The following is an 18,042-nucleotide window of genomic DNA, read 5'->3' as shown; positions in this document are numbered from 1 at the left end:
AATGATCCCTCACGACGAAATAACCAATGAGGACTTGCGATACAAAATCCAACGCCGTGTAATTAGTTTTGGTGGAAATCGGAAGCTTAAAATTTATGGAACTTTGGCCTGTCGCTCCGGAAAGCGTTTGAAAAGGGAGTCCAGAGTATTCTTTTTTTCAGAAGAAGAGGCTCTACAGTATGGGTATCGTCCTTGTAGTCATTGTTTGAGAAAAAATTATCGAAATTGGAAACAATCAATGCTTTGATAATGATGTAGATGTGCTTCAAACGATCAGAGTTATCGAAAGAGGAAAAATGGCAAAATCACCTGCCTTCTTTGTCTTTTTTACCTCTTTTGCCGCACTGACCTGTCCGCTAGATTTGTATAAATTCATTTATAATCAAAATCCGGTAAGAAATGAGAATTGTAATTCTGGCAGGAAGTATAAGGAAAAACAGAAAATCCATACAGGTGTGCCGTTACCTAGAGAAGCAGCTTTCCGGTCGTGGAGTGGAGATTGACCTAGTTGACCCATTGGATGACCCACTGCCCATTTTTGATGATTTTGCAGATGAAAATCCAGTTGTGCATAAAGCTGTCCAAAAGATGGAGAACCGATTGGGAATTGCCGACGCGATGGTTTTTGTGACCCCGGAATATAATGGAAGTTTTTCCGGAGTTTTGAAAAACACACTGGATTATTTCTGGAACGAGTTTTCCGGAAAACCGATTGGTGTTGCCGCTGTCTCTGCAGGTAAAATGGGAGGGATCAATGCGTCTGTCCAATTGCAGCATGTGGTTTTAAGTTTGGGAGCCTATCCCTTACCTGTCAAACTGCTAGTCCGGCGTGTAGACCATGTCTTTGATGATAACTTAAATCCTGTTGATGAGGAGTTTGTCAGAAATGCGGATAAATTCATTGACCAATTTTTATGGTTTGCCAATGCTGTTTCCACTGCAAAAAAACCGAAGAAATATGAAAATGTTAGCTGAATAATTTCTGTATATCTTCCTGTAAAATAATTTAGCTTGTGGTAATAGTGTTTGCATCTAATATAGACAATAAAGTCAAAGTGGATTTGGTATGTATGGAGATTCTTAAAATAGAAGGAGTCCAACATGTCAATGTGGATTTGGACGATTGGGAAAATGTACTGAGGGTGGAGTGTGGATTTGAAATACCTTCGACAGTTATTTATCAGACGGTATTCAGAATGGGATTTAGCTGTTTTGAACTAACTTAATACTTAATTATCGTTTTAATAACGTAGGGGATTTGGTAGTTGGGAAAAAATCAAATGATACCGATGGAGATAAAACAGCGATCTGACATTCTTGAAATAGAAACAGTTTTAAATAACTATGTCATCTATTGGAATACTCATGACATGGATTCTTGGGGCAGGTTATTTACAGATGATGTTGACTACATCAACAGAAATGGAGGCTGGTGGAAAAACAATGAGGATAATATTGCAGGCCATAAGCGAATCCATGAAATGTTGATCAAAACGGGGCAACCTAAAACTTTCAATCTTACATTAAGGAAAATAGAATTTATAAAACCTGAGGTGGCATTAGTTCAAGCCTTGAGCAATTGGTCCGGAATCAAGCCTTCTCACCCTGATAATCCACCGCAAGAAATGAATGGGATCATGACCTGCGTGTTTTTGAAGTTGGAGGGCAGATGGTTGATTAAGACTCTTCACAATACACTTATAGCTGAAAGTGATACAATTGAAGTAGCTAGCGTGAAGTTTTAATGGGGATCCGGTTATTGAGATATCTTTTCGTTTTCTGACTTTGCTGATTGTTTTTGTGTCCTGGTATTATAGACCGGCAGAAAGAAGAATCTCTAATGTAAACCCAAATTGACGTTCCTAAATTCTTTAGTTTTTTAGTGGCGAAAAAGTGAAAGTAACTATATCTAAGAAGCAAAATCATAAAGTGTAATTCTAATGAAAGAAAGAATCAAGTTTTCAGAAATCTCAACTGAATTGATCAATTTATTGATGCAAACAGAAGGTTATATCAAAAAATGCGGGATTCCGATTCAGCTTATTGAATTGATAAAATTCCGGGTTTCTCAAATTAATAACTGTGCTTATTGTCTGGATATGCATTTCAAAGAAGCCATACATCATGGAGAAAGTGAAATCAGACTTTATTCTCTTTCCGCTTGGAAGGAATGTTCCTATTATACAAACAAGGAGAGGGTTGCTTTGGAATTTGCTGAAACTTTGACCTTGATAAGTAGGAGGGATTTCAATAATGAACAGTTTCTAGAGCTTCGTGCTCATTTTTCGACCCAAGAGATAGCAGACTTGACTTTGATTATTAACCAGATAAATTTATGGAATCGGTACATGAAAGTACTTGGCACCGTTCCAGGCAACTATAAAGTTTTGCAGGAATCGTAAATAGCTTTATTTCATGGCTGAGAGTAAGAATACATTTTAGGTGAGCACTTCTTTTATAAGAAGGGCCCACTGGCTAAACCCAATCAGCCGGGTGGTGCCTAAGAAGACAAATTTCCTTAGAAAAATTAATAAATGTTCGCAAGCGCACAAAAAAGCTCCTGCTCGGACAGGTCTTTTATTGTGAAATACTGTTAAAACGAGTGAAAAGGCGTTTTTTGGTAATGGCACAATCTCTGAAAAGTATTGGTGGATTATACTTAAATCAATTCGCTATGACAATCTCAAAAATTACAGCCTTTGTCCTTCTTCTATTCTTGTTGGGCGCGGCAGTGCAAGCGCAAACTGATATCCGCACGCCGGGTTCTTTCCATGCTATTGAATCAAGCGGAAGCTGGGATGTTTTTATCACACTTGGATCCAAAGATGAAGTAAAGTTGGTGTCCCAAGGTTTTGATCTCGGGAAGGTAATCACTGAAGTGAAAAACGGAAAGCTTGAAATCTCACTGGAGAAAGGGAATCACAGAAATGTCAATTTTGAGGCTCACATCACGGTGAGAGAGCTCGAAAGCATAGGCTCAGGAGGTTCCGGTGACATGACTTTGACATCTGATATTTCTTCCGATAAATTCAACGTAGGTCAGTCCGGAAGTGGGAATGTGAAATTGCAAAAACTTAATGTGGGTTCACTCAATGTAGGAATGAGCGGCTCCGGAACGGTATCCATAGAGGGAGGAAGTGCTGAAACAGCTAATATTGGCCAGTCCGGTTCAGGAGATTTTAATGGACTTGAGTTGATGGCGAACTCTGTGAAAATCGGAAAATCCGGATCAGGGCATACATCCATAGGTGCAGGCGAAAATCTCACTGTGGGATCATCAGGATCCGGAAATGTGTATTACAGAGGCAATCCTGAGAATAAGAAAATCGGGAATTCCGGTTCCAGCAAGGTGATTAAGAAGTAGCAAGACTGAAGAATCAAGAAGTCAGAGCCCGGAAACAAGAGTTGGAGGTTAAAGCTTCCCGGATTTACCACCTCGCCACTTCAGCTTATTACAATCTTACAATTTTTAAATCCGCCACGGCAGACAAGTTCTTTCAATATTCCAATCATGACATCATGCTAAAAAACTATTTTAAAATACTCATTCGAAATACACGAAAAAATCCGCTGTACATGTTTATTAATGTGTTTGGATTAGCTGTGGGAATGGCAGTCAGTATTCTGATTTTTTTGTTTGTCCAGCATGAACTGAGCTATGATACGTATCATGCCAAATCGGAGAGAATATATAGGATTTCGAGGAGCTGGAGTAATGCTAACGGAGAGGTGAGCTTACATCTGGGGCATTTGGCTCCGCCTTTTGGTCCTATTATTAAGTCAAACTTCGAAGATGAGGTGGAAAAAGCCGTCAGATTTTTTAATACTGGGCTTTTGATTAAATCCGGTGCAAACACCTTTGTGGAAGATGAGTTTTTCTTTGCGGATCCCGAAGTGTTTGATGTGTTTTCCTGGAAAATGCTGGAGGGAGATCCTAAAGCCGGCCTTCTTGAATCAGATGGGGTTCTGATCTCTGAAGATATGGCCAAGAAATATTTTGGAGACTTGGGGGCTGTTGGCAAGGAGCTGCTGGCGGAAGTAGATGGCCTTAAAATGACTTTTCAGGTGCGGGGTGTTTTTGAGAATATTCCGGACAATTCGCATATGCATCCGGATTTTATTGCGTCTATGAATCCGGTGGTTGAATTTTACGGAGGCATGGAGCCGTTTATGAGTAATTTTGGTTCCAATAATTTCTCCACTTACGTATTATTGAAGGAAGGTGTCGATTACAACGTATTGGAATCCCGGTTTCCTGCCATGATTGATCGGACGATGGGAGAAGCCCAAGCAGGCATCCCCATGTCCAAAACTACCGCTCTGAGCCTATGGCCGCTGGAGGACATTCATTTATATTCTAATTTGGATTCAGAAATAGAGGCAAATAGCAACATTGACTACGTATTTGTCTACGTGGCGGTAGCCTTGTTTATCCTGTTGATAGCTTGTATCAATTTCATGAATCTCTCCACTGCCCGTTCTTCCCTGAGATCCATGGAAGTGGGAGTTCGTAAAGTCATGGGGGCAGACCGGGTGCGGTTGGTAAAGCAGTTTATGGGGGAATCCTTTGTGATGACGTTTATTTCATTATTTCTCGCAGTTATTATCGCCTACATCTTCTTGCCTGTTTTTGCAAGTTTCACACATAAGGAATTAAGTCTAAATTTTATTCAACACCCCGAATACCTTCTCGCATTGATAGGCTTGGCTATTGGCGTAGGATTATTGGCAGGTAGCTATCCTGCATTATTTCTATCGGGATTTTCTCCTTTCAAAGTTCTAAAAGGAACATTTAAAGTAGGAAAAGGCCATGAGAATTTTAGGTCAATATTGGTGGTGGGACAATTTGCCCTATCTGTCATGCTGATCGTAGCAGTGATCGTAGTGGTGCGTCAGCTTGATTTTATGCAGTCCAAAGACCTTGGTTTTGACAAGGAGGACATTGTGGTACTGCCGTCTAGCCCGATGATCAATGAAAACTATCAGATCATCAAAGACCGCCTATTGAATAACCCCGGAATCTCGGCAGTTTCTATTTCCAGTAGGGTGCCTTCAGGGAGATTATTGGACTCTCAGGGAGGAAGCGCAGAAATCAACGGAGAAATGTCCCAGTTGGATGTAAGGATTGCTGATATTCATGTAGGGCATGAGTTTTTAGACACCTACGGAATTCCGATTGTAGCCGGAAGGAACTTTGATTTCAAGATGGCAAGTGACTCCACAGAGGCATTTATCCTGAATGAATCAGCAATCAGGGAGATTGGTTGGTCATCCCCGGAGGAAGCCATAGGCAAGAAATTCAATTATGGTGGAAGAAGTGGTTTTGTAACAGGTGTGATGAAGGATTTTCATTTTGAATCATTGCACCAACCAATTGTTCCTATCGTATTTATGATCACTCAGGACAGATCCAGTAGGGTAAGTTTGAAAATAGGGAAAGCTACTAAAGAGAAAACACTGGCTTATCTTGAGTCAGAGTGGGCAGTGCTGCATGCGGGATTTCCTTTTGAACCGATATTTGTTGATGAGGGATTCAATAGGCAATACGAAGCTGAGCAGCGGGTTAAAACCATTTTCACTTTCTTCTCCGCATTGGCTGTGCTGATTTCAGTTCTGGGATTATTGGGACTGACGACTTTCGCTACTGAGCAGAGAACCCGTGAGATAGGGATCAGAAAGGTGATGGGAGCGGAGACCGGCAATATTTTGATGTTGCTGGGCAAAGATTTTATGAAACTGGTGTTGATTGGGTTTCTGATCGCCGTGCCGCTTTCATGGTTTGGAATGACCAGCTGGTTGGAGGATTTTGCTTATAGAATAGGAATCAACTGGACTGTATTTCTATGGGCGGGCCTGATCGCAGGTCCCATCGCTGCCGGCACCGTCATGCTGCAGTCGCTCAAAGCGGCTCTGGCTAATCCTGTGAAAAGTATTAAAAGCGAGTAAAAAAAGTAGCAAGTAGCAAGAGTCAGGAAACAAGAGTCAAGTACAGAAATCAGTTCGGAGCGTCATTGCGAACGACGCAGGAGTGTGGCAATCTCTTCTCATAGTATTAAGTAAAGCTCAACAGTCCAGAAATATTGAATACCGAATGATGAATGCCGAATAATGAAGATTATACAACCAATTAATCTTTAATCTTTTAACCCTTAAACTTTTAATCCTTAATCCATTGTCTGAAATCAAGAGACAGGATTTAAGAATCAAGAGACGAGAGACAAGATTTAAGAATCAACAAAAGGAGATCTGCCTGCGCAACTTTTCCTTAGGAATTTGCATCTAATGAAAAGAAGCTTGACCAATCCTTAAAAGTTAATTCCTTCATCATTTCAACTTTACCGCATCTTAACCTTTAGAACTCAGCAACAAGTCTTTAAAATTTTGCAATCTTTCAATTATACTACTATGAAAATCTCTTCAAAAATTATTGCATTTGCAATCTCCGCATTGGTGATGGCATCGTGTGTCCAAGCTCAGCAAACAGAAACCAGAGCTCTGGGACATTTTACCAAAGTAAGTTCCGGCGGTAGCTGGGAGGTAATCATGACCGAAGGAAACAAGGAAGAAGTAAAAATCGAAGCCAAAGGAGTGTCGCTTGACAAAGTCAGAACTGAAATTGACGGGGATGTCTTGAGTGTGGGTTTGGTGAAAGGGAACTATAACAACGTCAAATTGAAATTCTAAATCACCTACAAAGAATTGGAAGGAGTAAAGTGCTCAGGTTCCGGAACTATCAAAATCACTTCGCCCGTAAGAACAGAAGCTTTTTCTGCGGGTCTTTCCGGTTCGGGAGACGTCCTGATGGACAAGCTTGAAGCCGGAGAACTCAATGTCTCTATTTCAGGCTCTGCTGATCTTAAAATCAAAGGAGGACAAGTAGATCAGGCAGAAATCAAACAATCCGGTTCGGGGGATTTCCATGGAGAGAACCTGGCAATTGGCGAATTGACAGTTAGCAAATCAGGTTCCGGAAATACGCATGTAGGCGACTTGGGAAAAGTATCGGTGAAAGCTTCAGGATCAGGAGATGTGATTTACTCCGGTTCTCCCACTATAGGAGAAATTAAAACATCAGGATCAAGCAGTCTAAGAAAAAGATAGAATCGGGATATGATTATCCGCAATGATGCCAGGCTCCTTAGTGCCTTGGCTTATTTGGTAGGAAGACGGGAGACCGAAGACCGAAGTGGCGTAAATGATAAAGTACACCAAATCCTTTGATGCTTTAATTTCTTTGGTGGTAGAAAAGCGGACATACATAAGTCAGGAAAACTTATCAATTTAATCCCTCAGGCGAAAGTTTGGGGGATTTTTTTTCAAACCTGGTTTTTAGCCATAGTGCGCTCGGTAGTTTGGCAAGCTTACCAACCGAGGTTTTTGTAGCTCACAGTGCACAATCTCTATTTTAGCACCTTGGCATAGGATGAATCTTATCATTTGTAGGCTAAAGGATCATTACATAGAGTGATTTTGCTATTAAGATTTAAAAATTGCACTTTCAATTTTGAATTTCTTGCATCTAAGCCTAGATTATCAGAATGTTCAGAGCTATTAAGAGATTTTTACTATTACTTGTTTTGGCTGGTTTTTTCGCTTGCGAACAGTCCAAAGAAACGCAATCAAACGTCTATATTCCCGAATTGGTGATTAAAGACAGCTTGATGATCGATCACCTCACAGAGCTAGGGATGATCGATGTCAAAGAAGATCATTCGGAATATCTTTTCTTTGATTGGACTACGAATGAACTTCTTAGAATCAATTCTGAAGGGCGCATACTTACCAAAGCAAATCGAAGTGAAGACGGCAAGGATAGTTACAAGCAGAAGTATTTTACTACAGCCAATTATATAGGAGAAGATGAAATTCTTATTTTAACATTTGCCGGCGCTTTTATTTATGACTTGGATTTTAATCTAAAGGAAGCAATAAAACTGGAGTTTGACTTGGTTACACGTAGAATTGTAGGCAGTCGAGCTGCACTAACTCATAAGGATTCCTTTTATACATTTTCACTCGATAAATCTGATGCGAATGAGGTTTATAAATCAGATGATTTTAGTATTGCTTATCCGTTTATTACAATCAGAGATCTCAATTCTATGGAAATCCTTAGTTCAGATTTCATTCCTGCTGAAAGCCAATTGGCTATTACTCCCGGACAATACAATAATTTGGATCCGATTGTAAAAATTGTCAATGAAGAGATGTTTGTGCTTTTTCCAAATTCTCCTGAAATGTATGTCTATGGGATCCCTGAATTGAAATTGAAAAGAAAATGGGATTTGAATCCCGGTAAAAGCTACAGACAGATTTTACCGACAAGGGATGAGGCATCATTTGAAGGGTTTTTAAATGCCTTAGCCAGTTCAGAATATACCAATTTTGTGTTTTCAAATGGCTATTTATTAACCCTGTTTGATGATTTTGCTCCACAAGAGGAAGTTGACAAACTTCCACGTGATTATCTTGGAGGTACTGAGTTTAGTGAGTTGTCAGATAAATATAAATTATTGCCTAATTACCAGATATTCAAAGATCAAGAGAAACTATGGCAAGGCAAATGGGATGTAAGACTATGGTCAGTACGTGATGTGCTTTATTCTAGTGCCAAACCGGGAGAAGACCCCGAAGCAGTCGAAAAGGATATGCAGACCATTTATTTTTATGAGCTGAGATAAGTAAATTTAGTGATGAGAAAATTTCATGTCTTATTTATTATAGTCATCTTTTTATCAATTTCCTGCTCAAAACCTGAGCTCAATCCTCCTTTCATCAATGCCGTCACAGGCTCGATCCCCGCTGATTCTATGGGAATTACTTTGATTCATGAGCATATGCTGGTGGATTTTATCGGAGCCGATTCCGTTTCACCTGAGCGGTATGATCAGGACGAAGTAATTGCTAAAGTTTTACCGTATTTGCTGGAAGTAAAGCAACTTGGAGTGAAGACGATTTTCGACTGTACACCTTCCTATTTGGCAAAGGATGTGATCTTACTGAAAAAGCTAAGCGAGCTCTCCGGAATCAAACTGGTGACAAACACCGGATTCTATGGAGCTGTAGACAATAAGTACTTGCCGGCGTTTGCTTTTGCTGAAAGTGCCGAAGAATTGGCGAATCGATGGATTGAGGAATTTGAAAACGGAATAGGGGAGACAGGAATCAAACCGGGATTTATTAAGATCTCTGTAAACGAAGAAACTCCTCTTCGGCAAATCGATGCAAAACTGGTCATGGCAGCAGGGCTCACGCATCAGAAAACCGGATTGCAAATAGCTTCCCATACGGGGACTTGGGCTACAGCAAGTCAGGAGGTGGCTATTCTACAGGAAATGGAAATTGATCCTTCAGCCTTTATTTGGGTACATGCACAAGCTGAGCAGAATTTCCGGAATTATCTCACTGCTGCAAACATGGGCGTGTGGATAAGTCTGGATGGAATAGGATGGAGCGTGGATGAGTACATCGATCGCTTACTTTTTGCCAAGGAAAATAAAATCTTGGATCAAGTGCTGATTTCCCACGATGCCGGATGGTATGATCCCGAAAAGCCTGACGGCGGAGATTTTGTGCCCTTCACCAATATTTTCCAAAAATTGATGCCCACATTGAATGAAAGGGGATTTACAGCATCAGATTGGAAGATGCTGCTGGAAGAAAACCCGAAAAGAGCGTTTGGAAGGTGAAATTCTCAATCTCAATGATCAATTTTCAAGTAAGGGAAGTAGGTATTTATTTTAGCCTGAATCCCATTCTGTAAGTCGCCATCAAATACCAAGGCCAATATCCGCTAAAAGAAGACATACTCACTACGGCAGAATTTCGTCTGTTTTCATTTTTGCTTTTCCAATCGAAAGCGATCTGCTGGGTATAGCCTAATCTGGCAAAACGCTCGACGGTAAATAGCTTTTCATAATAGTTTTCAATCCCATCAAACCTTAAAACAGTTCCTCCGTATCCATTTTCACTTCCTAATTGGAAGGATGGCCCAAATGCCAATGAGATCCTGAAATCTTTTTTTGTTTTCAACACATCGTATTTGAGTGTCACGTTTGTAAAGAGCCCGGAAGAATTGTCTTGTTTATAGCTTTCCTTCTCATCCCAGTATTTGATAGACTGATAATAAGTTAATGATGGATTAAGAGAAATTCTCTTACCTAATCCAAAACTTAATTCATTACTAACATTAACCCCTAAAAGCCCGCCATTTCCATCTACGGTGGGACCTATACCCACATAGTAAGTCAACTTTTCTTTGTCTTGGGCAAAAGCGGACGAGTGTAAAAAGCACAGGAAAAGTGCAGAAAAAACAAGAAGAGATTTTTTCATAAAAGTCGGTCTAAGTATGTTCAAATATATGGATAAAATTAGTTTTAACTAAGAATTAAAATCCATCACCTGAGCTTTGATCGCTGCTTTTGCCAGCGTTATTTTTCTCATAGTTTTTTCATCATCGACGGGTATTAATTCTTTAATCTTATCCTGTGATTTTCTGAAGCGGAGCTTTTTGAGCAAAAGAAGTTATACTAAGGACTAGAAGAAACAAAGAAAGAATAGACTTGAGTATCATTCGGGCAACTTGAGTTCTTTTACATTAAACTAAAGGATGCAAGATAGAATTTTACGTTTATTTATTTCCGAGTTTAAATCGCATTTTATAGGTAGCGTTTAGATACCATGGCATGGAACTGTCAGCTCCAAATGCGGAAAGACTGACTGCGTTTTTACGATTTGGATTCTTGGAGTTCCATTCAGCTTCCAGTTCCATAAACAATCCAATACGCTGATATTTGTTAGTCACGTAAGTTTTCGTTGGGACTTCAGAAAAATAGCCTCGAATAACTGATTCTCCACCAAGCTGTAGTGAGGGACCTGCCGAAAAAGCCAACTTGAATCCGGAAGGGCGTTGGACAATGTCGTATTTGAACGATGGTGTTATAAAAATGCCGGATGACTGTTCATTATTTTTTCCATTGGAATAGATAGGTAATGTTTCTTCCTCCAAACTACCCAGTGATTGATAGAATGAGAGTCCTGCATTGAATGAGGTTCTTTTTCCCAGTCTTACATTCAATTCATTGGAGAAGTTTAGACCCCATAGCAAGTTCATTCCGTCAATGGATGAACCGAATCCTACGGTGTATTGTAATTTAGGTTCTTCCTGTGCATAAGATGCTATGGGAAATAAACTCACGAAGAAAAGGATGAGAAATAGTAGATTTGTTTTCATGATAAAAAGGTTTTAAAAGTTGTTTTAACAAACATCTAATAATCTTTTCACTAAAAAATAGTCTTTAGTTTATTTTAACTAAAAACTTGTTAAATTGTTATAATTCAAGTTTTTAAGCTATATCTCATTGGTGCCTTCTCCCATTATTCAAAATTCTCACACCAAATTTTCTTTGTCGGATTTTAGGAAGCCACCTTGGCTGATTACCTTTGCGCATGGCAGAACAAATCTTGATCCTCGATTTCGGTTCTCAGTACACACAACTCATCGCCCGAAGAGTTAGAGAGCTGAATGTATATTGTGAAATTCACCCTTATAATAAAGTGCCTGAGATCACTTCCGATATCAAAGGAGTGATACTTTCAGGTTCCCCATGCTCAGTGCGGGACGAGGGTTCACCTGATTTGGACTTAGATGCTTTAAGAGGTAAGCTTCCACTTTTAGGCGTATGCTACGGTTCACAGTTATTGGCTCAGAAATACGGCGGAGAAGTACTTCCCTCTGAGATCAGAGAGTATGGACGTGCCAACCTGAATCATATTGACAATCACTATGATTTGCTGAAAGAAATGACTCATGGGTCTCAAGTGTGGATGTCCCACGGAGATACAATCAAGAATCTACCTGCAAATTTTGAAGTAATCGCCGGCACGGACTCAGTTCGTGTGGCTGCTTTCAAAATTCAGGATGAAGAAACCTACGGAATTCAATTTCACCCAGAAGTAACGCATTCAACCGAGGGTAAGAATTTACTTAGAAATTTCGTGGTCGGAATCTGTGGCTGTGCCCAAGATTGGACTTCAGATGTATTCATCGATGCGAGTATAGCCGATTTGAAAGCTAAAATCGGAGCAGACAAAGTAGTAATGGGGCTATCAGGAGGAGTGGATTCTTCTGTGGCTGCCACACTGATTCACCGGGCGATTGGCGATCAGTTGATCTGTGTGTTTGTGGATAATGGCTTGCTTCGCAAGAATGAATTCGAAGAAGTTTTGGAGTCGTATAAGCACATGGGATTGAATGTAATCGGTGTAGATGCGAAGCAAAAATTTTATGATGCGCTGGCAGGAGTCACAGATCCTGAGGCGAAGAGAAAGGCTATTGGAAATGCATTCATCGAGGTTTTCGATGAAGAGTCCAATAGGCTCGAAGGCGTAAAATGGCTCGGACAAGGAACCATCTATCCGGACGTGATCGAATCGATCTCTGTAAAAGGCCCTTCTGCTACCATCAAATCCCACCACAATGTGGGTGGATTGCCTGATTTCATGAAGCTTTCTGTAGTAGAGCCATTGAATACGCTGTTCAAAGATGAGGTTCGTGAAGTGGGACGTGCGCTGGAGATTGTAGAAACTATCATCGGTCGTCATCCGTTCCCGGGACCGGGGCTTGGAATCCGTATCTTGGGAGATGTCACTGCAGAAAAAGTGAAGACACTTCAGGAGGTAGATCATATTTTTATCAAGGGCTTGAAAGATCATGGTCTATACGATGACGTTTGGCAGGCAGGAGCAATGCTGCTACCTATCCAGTCTGTGGGCGTAATGGGTGATGAGCGTACTTATGAAAAAGTAGTTGCGCTAAGAGCGGTAGGCTCTGTAGATGGCATGACTGCTGATTGGATCCATCTTCCTTATGAATTTTTGGGCAGGATATCCAATGACATTATCAATAAAGTGAAAGGTGTAAACCGCGTGGTTTACGATATCTCTTCCAAACCACCTGCTACGATAGAGTGGGAATAGAAATTTGAAATCTCAAATTATAAAACCCGGAGAAAAATCTTCGGGTTTTTACTTTTCAAGGCTTTCCGGTCTGAACTTTGGGTTTGAAAATAATGGGTTAAATTTGCACTCCCTGTCTGATGTTAGATTCACTTCGATAAAATGAAAAAATTTCTTTTAGTAATTCCGGTATTTTTCATCTTGAGTTTTTCCTTTGCTCAAAATCCCGCTCCGGATGCATATCGCAAGGCTCAGTCCGAATTGCTTGCCAAAAATTACTGGGAAGCAATCTCACTTTTCAAGCAATTTACTGATCCAAAAGCGTATGGTAATTTGGCTAATTACGCAGCTTTTCATCTGGCTGAAGCTTCACTTGGAGCGAATCAGCCCGCAGAGGCAATAGCTGCATTGGAACCTGTAGTGGCAGGTAACTGGGCCAAATCGGATGAAGCAAAATATCTTTTGGCCATAGCTTATTTTAAGAATCAACAGAATATTGAAGCACTTCAGCTCATCGGAAAAATCAAGAATGAGGCGATTATGGGGATGGCGGAGAATGCTACATACGAAAATCTGAAGCAGGCGAGTGCCGGTTTTTTGATAGGCAATTTTTCAAAGTTCAAAGAGAATAAAGGCTATGGAGAAGCACTTAAGCGTGTTTTGGAAAACCAGAGTATACTTTCTGCTACTGAGCGGGCTGCTTATTATGAGCTACAGGGAAAGGCTAACGAAAGTAAAAATGCGGTAAAAGACCAAGTGCTGGATATAGTAGTAATCTTGCCGTTTACCAATTCATCCCGTAAAGATTTGTCAAGTGTTGCTCAGAACGATTTTGTATTTGAATTGTACCAGGGATTGAAATATGGGGTTGAGGAATTAAAGCAGAAAGGGACTGAAGTCAATATGTTGACTTTTGATTCGAAGAGAGACGTTTCCCATTTGCAAGCTTTGTTGGCAGATCCTGCTATAGCTTCTGCTGATATTATCATTGGGCCCATTTACCCCGAAGAAGCCGATGTGGTCAGCAACTTTGCGGAAACGGCTAAGATACCGTTTGTTCATCCACTTTCTAACTTAGGGAATAGATTTGAAGAATTGAATTACAGCTACCTTTTCAGACCTTCCGTAAGTTCTATTGCAAATGGAATTGTGCAAGGTTTGAAAAAGCAGGATTGGGGTAAAAGAGTAGCGATAGGATACAGCGGAAGTTCTAGGGACGAGATGTTGGCCAAAATACTGAAAGATCAGCTGGGAAAAGAAGGATTTCAGTTGGTGGAATTTGAGCAAATCAAGCCTGGCAATACCAGTGAATTTTTGCAGGGGCTGGGAATTCGCAGAGGTGAAGAAAGCATGTCTGTGGATCAGATTATTTTGCTTTCTGACGATCCGTCTATTGCTCAGCCGGCATTTTCATTGATGGAATCCATCACGGCTTCCATACCGACATTGGTCATGGATTCTTGGTTAGGTTTTAATTTTGCCAATTATGAAATGCTGGAGTTTCCGAATTTCTACTTTATAGGCAATAACACCCTGAACTTCTATGCGGAACCTATGCAGCAATTCCGGAATAAATTTTTCAACAGATACCTGAATCTTCCCAGTATGAATGCCGCACTTGGTGTAGAAATGATAAATTGGGTTGCCTCCAATATGTCTGATACCAAAGGCTTTGATTTGAGGAAAAACTTGAACCAAAGTGCCTTCCAAACGGGTAAATTGACTTGGGGATTTAACTTCCAGGGCACTCATAATAATCAATATGTACCTCTGTTTACATTAGAAGCAGGGAAATTGAAACCTTTAGATTAATCAATGAATATCTCTAAGAGTAAGGAGCTTTTTGCAAAAGCCCAAAATTTCATACCGGGAGGAGTGAATTCACCGGTTCGTGCCTTTAGAGCAGTAGGTGGTGAGCCCCTTTTTATCAAAAAAGCGGACGGAGCCTACCTGTACGACGAGGATGGGAATAAATTCATCGAACTGATCAATAGCTGGGGACCTATGCTTTTGGGGCACAATAATCCCCTGATCCGAGAAGCTGTAATGGAAGCTATGAGTGACGGAACGTCGTTTGGAGCACCTACGGCCAGAGAAGTTGAGATTGCTGAACTGATTGTAAGCATGGTTCCCTCGGTAGAAAAAGTCAGAATGGTAAATTCCGGAACTGAAGCTACGATGTCTGCCATTCGTGTAGCCAGAGGATATACCGGCCGCGATAAGTTTATCAAAATGGAAGGGCATTACCACGGACATGGTGATTCGTTTCTGATCGCTGCCGGTTCGGGAGCGATGACCATGGGCGATCCTGATTCTCCGGGGGTGACTAAAGGGACAGCAAAAGACACCTTGATTGCTCCTTACAATAATCTGGAAGCTATAGAGCAATTGATCGCTGCAAATCCGGGTGAAATTGCTGCGTTGATATTAGAACCTGTTCCGGGGAATATGGGGCTTTGTCTTCCTAAGGAAGGCTATCTACAAGGTCTTCGGGATATCTGCACCCGAGAAGGAATAGTCTTGATTTTCGATGAGGTGATGACGGGTTTCCGTTTGGCAAAGGGCGGCGCCCAGGAAGTTTTCGAAGTAACTCCTGATATGACCACCTTGGGCAAAATCATCGGTGGAGGAATGCCTGTAGGTGCTTATGGAGGGAAGAGGGAGATTATGGAGTTCGTCTCTCCTGCAGGTCCGGTCTATCAGGCAGGCACACTTTCCGGCAACCCAATTGCCATGGCTGCGGGATTGACTATGTTGAGGTATTTGAATGATCATCCGGAGGTTTATAAAGAACTAAATCACATCGGTGTAACATTGACAGATGGTATAAAAAGTATCAATCAGGAATTGGGCTTGAACTATACGGTGAATAGCAGGGGAAGCATGTATTCATTGTTTTTTACTGATAAGCCTGTGTTTGACTTTGAAAGCGCAAAGGCTTCCGATACCGGGTTGTTTGGGAAATATTTCCAAGCAATGCTAAAGCGAGGAGTCTATTTGGCACCAAGCCAGTTTGAAAGCTTGTTCTTGTCCACAGCGCTGAAGGCTGAGGTGATCGATCAAATTTTAGTTGCTCATAAGGAAGCTGTGGTGGAGGTATTGGGGTTATAATAAAGATAAAGTCATAAAAATCGCGAATCATGTCAATCAAAGTTTACGGTATCAAAAATTGCAACACGATGAAGAAAACCTTCGATTTCCTGACGGAAAAGGGAGTGGACTATGACTTCATCGATTATAAAAGAGAAAAGCCGGACGCAGTACTTTTAGAAGGATTTTTGAAAAAAACTGATTTGTCTTCTCTTGTGAATAAAAAAGGAACTACTTATCGGAAAATGACTGATGATCAGAAATCAGCTCTTGAGAATGAGGAGACGGCGATTCCGGTTTTAGAAGAAAACTCAAGCATGATCAAGCGGCCGGTGATTGTTTACAAAGACGGAAGTATTGGTTTGGGTTTTGATCCGGAGGAAATTGAAGGGCATTTGAGGTAATAATCTAGTATGTTTTTGTCTCCCGCTACGGCGCAATGTTTTAAAGTCGCTGTTTGATATTATGAAGCTTTATTAACGGATTTCGAATCCAACTATAAATTCTTCTAAGTTTCAAACCTCAAAAAAAGAAATTGCACCTTTGAGCCATGGCGGGAGACTTACTTTTTAATACACAATCGTATCCGAAGCCAAAGGTGGCAAACTGAGACTTCCTGCTTCCAGGTGAAAGCTAAATTGAGGAGAACTGGCTGAATCAGCTGCAGGCGTTTCAAAAGCAAATACTTTTTCCAGTGTTGGATGGCCATCAAGAGGTGTTAATTTGTCAAGAGGGACTTTGGTATTATTGATATAAAGTAGTTTTAAGCTTTTGTTTTCAGTTAGCTTCTCCAAACTTGAACCTTCGATAGACGTCTTATTAAGTTTCAAAACAGTCAGGTTTGGAAGTATGGCAATTTGCTCTAATAGTATATCGGTAATAGCAGTGCCTGTCAGATCCAAGTAAACAATATGGTCTTTTGCTGACTGGAGCATATGCCAGTCCGAATCAGAAAAAGCCTGAAAATTCACACAGCTGATCTTCAACAAAGGAGAATCTTTCTTCACCGCTTCTGCGAAAAAGCCCTGCTCTCTGAGTTTGGAAATGAAATCTTGCGCAAGCTTAGGGAGCTCTGCAATTGGATAAAATGGCCTTTCTCTCTTTTTGAAGAATGGCTCAATCAAACTCTCATTAATTGCTGATTCACCTAGTTTTACTTTTTCTGAGGCCCCTGATTCAATCCATGCTTTGATCAGTTCGATTTCTTCTTTCCTTGGCTGACGTTTATCCCTCGGCGGCATATGATCTTCATGATCTTCCGGCAAAAGCATTCTAATCAGGAGTGGGCTTTCTTCAGCGTTTTCAGCTTTTAGAATCATACCGTCTTCACCGCCTTTTTGAATTCCTTTGAAGGAACTCAGATCCAATTCGCCTTTCAGTTTTTTAGGGTTATGACAGCTTTTGCAGTTCCGGTCTAAAATTGGCTTTATTGCTCCGGCATAGAATTCTACCTCTTCCCAATTGTCAGCAGGAAGTTCAAGTGGTTCACCATTTCCGGTATTGCCTCCAAGGAAGGCTTGTAGCCCAGGCGGCAAAACTTCGGTGAAGTAATCATCACCGTGTGTGATATTTCCTCCTAAATGCCCGGTAACGGTTAAAAAAAACAGTAAACCCGCTGATTGTAACTTTAGTGGTATCGGGCTGAGTACTGATTTTTTCAAGTGATACCACATTCCAAAAGATAGCAGTGTAGTGAGGATACCAAGAATCAGATGAAACTTGACTGTATCCCAACTGTACCCTTCATTTTGATAGTGCAAAAAACCACTCATACTTGCCAGAAGAGCAGAAAACCCACCGACTAGAAAGGCTAATTGAATTACTGGTGCATATGCGCCGTACTTCTTTCCAGCCCAAAAAATCAGGATTGCCCCAAAGACCAGGAAGCCAATCGGCAAGTGAACCAAGATCGGATGAAATCGTCCGAACAATGGTAATATAAAATTAATCATTTAGTCTACTCGTCTTAATGGGATGCTTATCTTCATAGTTTGT

16 protein-coding genes and 1 pseudogene are annotated in these 18,042 nt (G+C 40.8%); 14 read left to right on the top strand and 3 right to left on the bottom strand.

Annotation, left to right across the window (positions count from 1 at the left end):
• Window position 1: 1 nt before the first annotated feature.
• The 10 genes and pseudogenes from J2X69_RS19685 (at window position 2) to J2X69_RS19640 (ending at window position 9,689) form a co-directional block, all read left to right on the top strand.
• Complete coding sequence (locus J2X69_RS19685; protein WP_310107210.1) at window positions 2–247, top strand: Ada metal-binding domain-containing protein; 246 nt, start codon at window positions 2–4, stop codon at window positions 245–247.
• A gap of 152 nt (window positions 248–399) precedes the next feature.
• Window positions 400–975: an NAD(P)H-dependent oxidoreductase gene (locus J2X69_RS19680; protein WP_310107208.1), complete on the top strand. Its 576-nt coding sequence runs from the start codon at window positions 400–402 to the stop codon at window positions 973–975.
• A 95-nt stretch (window positions 976–1,070) separates the two neighbouring features.
• Complete coding sequence (locus J2X69_RS19675) at window positions 1,071–1,226, top strand: hypothetical protein (RefSeq protein WP_310107207.1); 156 nt, start codon at window positions 1,071–1,073, stop codon at window positions 1,224–1,226.
• Between the two features lie 63 nt (window positions 1,227–1,289).
• Window positions 1,290–1,745, top strand: a complete 456-nt coding sequence (locus tag J2X69_RS19670; protein WP_310107205.1) for an SgcJ/EcaC family oxidoreductase — start codon at window positions 1,290–1,292, stop codon at window positions 1,743–1,745.
• 195 nt (window positions 1,746–1,940) lie between these two features.
• On the top strand, window positions 1,941–2,402 hold the full coding sequence (locus J2X69_RS19665; RefSeq protein WP_310107201.1) for a carboxymuconolactone decarboxylase family protein: 462 nt from the start codon (window positions 1,941–1,943) through the stop codon (window positions 2,400–2,402).
• Between the two features lie 272 nt (window positions 2,403–2,674).
• The gene (locus J2X69_RS19660; protein ID WP_310107200.1) at window positions 2,675–3,364 is read left to right on the top strand and encodes a head GIN domain-containing protein; all 690 of its coding nucleotides are present in this window, start codon (window positions 2,675–2,677) and stop codon (window positions 3,362–3,364) included.
• Between the two features lie 155 nt (window positions 3,365–3,519).
• Entirely contained in the window at window positions 3,520–5,946 is a 2,427-nt protein-coding gene (locus J2X69_RS19655; protein ID WP_310107198.1) for an ABC transporter permease, read from the top strand.
• A gap of 459 nt (window positions 5,947–6,405) precedes the next feature.
• Window positions 6,406–7,101: pseudogene (locus tag J2X69_RS19650) on the top strand (head GIN domain-containing protein).
• A 437-nt stretch (window positions 7,102–7,538) separates the two neighbouring features.
• Window positions 7,539–8,681 (top strand): hypothetical protein, encoded by a 1,143-nt coding sequence (locus J2X69_RS19645; protein WP_310107196.1) that lies wholly within the window; start codon window positions 7,539–7,541, stop codon window positions 8,679–8,681.
• A gap of 12 nt (window positions 8,682–8,693) precedes the next feature.
• Window positions 8,694–9,689 carry a phosphotriesterase gene (locus tag J2X69_RS19640; protein WP_310107194.1) on the top strand — a complete coding sequence of 332 codons (996 nt, stop codon included), beginning with the start codon at window positions 8,694–8,696 and terminating at the stop codon, window positions 9,687–9,689.
• 46 nt (window positions 9,690–9,735) lie between these two features.
• On the opposite strand, the gene J2X69_RS19635 is transcribed toward J2X69_RS19640, so the two are convergent.
• Both J2X69_RS19635 and J2X69_RS19630 read right to left on the bottom strand, forming a co-directional pair.
• Window positions 9,736–10,332, bottom strand: a complete 597-nt coding sequence (locus J2X69_RS19635; protein WP_310107192.1) for a hypothetical protein — start codon at window positions 10,330–10,332, stop codon at window positions 9,736–9,738.
• Between the two features lie 298 nt (window positions 10,333–10,630).
• On the bottom strand, window positions 10,631–11,233 hold the full coding sequence (locus tag J2X69_RS19630; RefSeq protein WP_310107189.1) for a hypothetical protein: 603 nt from the start codon (window positions 11,231–11,233) through the stop codon (window positions 10,631–10,633).
• 215 nt (window positions 11,234–11,448) lie between these two features.
• Here J2X69_RS19630 and guaA point away from each other — a divergent pair, with 215 nt between their 5' ends.
• The 4 genes from guaA to J2X69_RS19610 all read left to right on the top strand — a co-directional run bounded on the left by guaA (window position 11,449) and on the right by J2X69_RS19610 (window position 16,451).
• Window positions 11,449–12,978, top strand: a complete 1,530-nt coding sequence (gene guaA, locus J2X69_RS19625) for a glutamine-hydrolyzing GMP synthase (RefSeq protein WP_310107187.1) — start codon at window positions 11,449–11,451, stop codon at window positions 12,976–12,978.
• Between the two features lie 141 nt (window positions 12,979–13,119).
• Window positions 13,120–14,769 carry an ABC transporter substrate-binding protein gene (locus J2X69_RS19620; RefSeq protein ID WP_310107185.1) on the top strand — a complete coding sequence of 550 codons (1,650 nt, stop codon included), beginning with the start codon at window positions 13,120–13,122 and terminating at the stop codon, window positions 14,767–14,769.
• 3 nt (window positions 14,770–14,772) lie between these two features.
• Window positions 14,773–16,068: a glutamate-1-semialdehyde 2,1-aminomutase gene (hemL, locus tag J2X69_RS19615; protein WP_310107183.1), complete on the top strand. Its 1,296-nt coding sequence runs from the start codon at window positions 14,773–14,775 to the stop codon at window positions 16,066–16,068.
• A gap of 29 nt (window positions 16,069–16,097) precedes the next feature.
• Window positions 16,098–16,451 carry a Spx/MgsR family RNA polymerase-binding regulatory protein gene (locus J2X69_RS19610; protein ID WP_310107180.1) on the top strand — a complete coding sequence of 118 codons (354 nt, stop codon included), beginning with the start codon at window positions 16,098–16,100 and terminating at the stop codon, window positions 16,449–16,451.
• 165 nt (window positions 16,452–16,616) lie between these two features.
• Here J2X69_RS19610 and J2X69_RS19605 read toward each other — a convergent pair whose 3' ends face one another.
• The gene (locus J2X69_RS19605) at window positions 16,617–17,999 is read right to left on the bottom strand and encodes a c-type cytochrome domain-containing protein (RefSeq protein ID WP_310107177.1); all 1,383 of its coding nucleotides are present in this window, start codon (window positions 17,997–17,999) and stop codon (window positions 16,617–16,619) included.
• Window positions 18,000–18,042 lie beyond the last annotated feature (43 nt).

Source organism: Algoriphagus sp. 4150 (assembly GCF_031457395.1).
Lineage (GTDB): Bacteria > Bacteroidota > Bacteroidia > Cytophagales > Cyclobacteriaceae > Algoriphagus.
This window is presented reverse-complemented; position numbering and strand designations above follow the sequence as displayed.

Bases quoted from the DNA above. Each gene is read 5' to 3' on its own strand.
- J2X69_RS19685 (WP_310107210.1), top strand. From the start codon at position 2: ATGATCCCTCACGACGAAATAACCAATGAGGACTTGCGATACAAAATC.
- J2X69_RS19680 (WP_310107208.1), top strand. From the start codon at position 400: ATGAGAATTGTAATTCTGGCAGGAAGTATAAGGAAAAACAGAAAATCC.
- J2X69_RS19675 (WP_310107207.1), top strand. From the start codon at position 1,071: ATGGAGATTCTTAAAATAGAAGGAGTCCAACATGTCAATGTGGATTTG.
- J2X69_RS19670 (WP_310107205.1), top strand. From the start codon at position 1,290: ATGGAGATAAAACAGCGATCTGACATTCTTGAAATAGAAACAGTTTTA.
- J2X69_RS19665 (WP_310107201.1), top strand. From the start codon at position 1,941: ATGAAAGAAAGAATCAAGTTTTCAGAAATCTCAACTGAATTGATCAAT.
- J2X69_RS19660 (WP_310107200.1), top strand. From the start codon at position 2,675: ATGACAATCTCAAAAATTACAGCCTTTGTCCTTCTTCTATTCTTGTTG.
- J2X69_RS19655 (WP_310107198.1), top strand. From the start codon at position 3,520: ATGCTAAAAAACTATTTTAAAATACTCATTCGAAATACACGAAAAAAT.
- J2X69_RS19645 (WP_310107196.1), top strand. From the start codon at position 7,539: ATGTTCAGAGCTATTAAGAGATTTTTACTATTACTTGTTTTGGCTGGT.
- J2X69_RS19640 (WP_310107194.1), top strand. From the start codon at position 8,694: ATGAGAAAATTTCATGTCTTATTTATTATAGTCATCTTTTTATCAATT.
- J2X69_RS19635 (WP_310107192.1), bottom strand. From the start codon at position 10,332: ATGAAAAAATCTCTTCTTGTTTTTTCTGCACTTTTCCTGTGCTTTTTA.
- J2X69_RS19630 (WP_310107189.1), bottom strand. From the start codon at position 11,233: ATGAAAACAAATCTACTATTTCTCATCCTTTTCTTCGTGAGTTTATTT.
- guaA (WP_310107187.1), top strand. From the start codon at position 11,449: ATGGCAGAACAAATCTTGATCCTCGATTTCGGTTCTCAGTACACACAA.
- J2X69_RS19620 (WP_310107185.1), top strand. From the start codon at position 13,120: ATGAAAAAATTTCTTTTAGTAATTCCGGTATTTTTCATCTTGAGTTTT.
- hemL (WP_310107183.1), top strand. From the start codon at position 14,773: ATGAATATCTCTAAGAGTAAGGAGCTTTTTGCAAAAGCCCAAAATTTC.
- J2X69_RS19610 (WP_310107180.1), top strand. From the start codon at position 16,098: ATGTCAATCAAAGTTTACGGTATCAAAAATTGCAACACGATGAAGAAA.
- J2X69_RS19605 (WP_310107177.1), bottom strand. From the start codon at position 17,999: ATGATTAATTTTATATTACCATTGTTCGGACGATTTCATCCGATCTTG.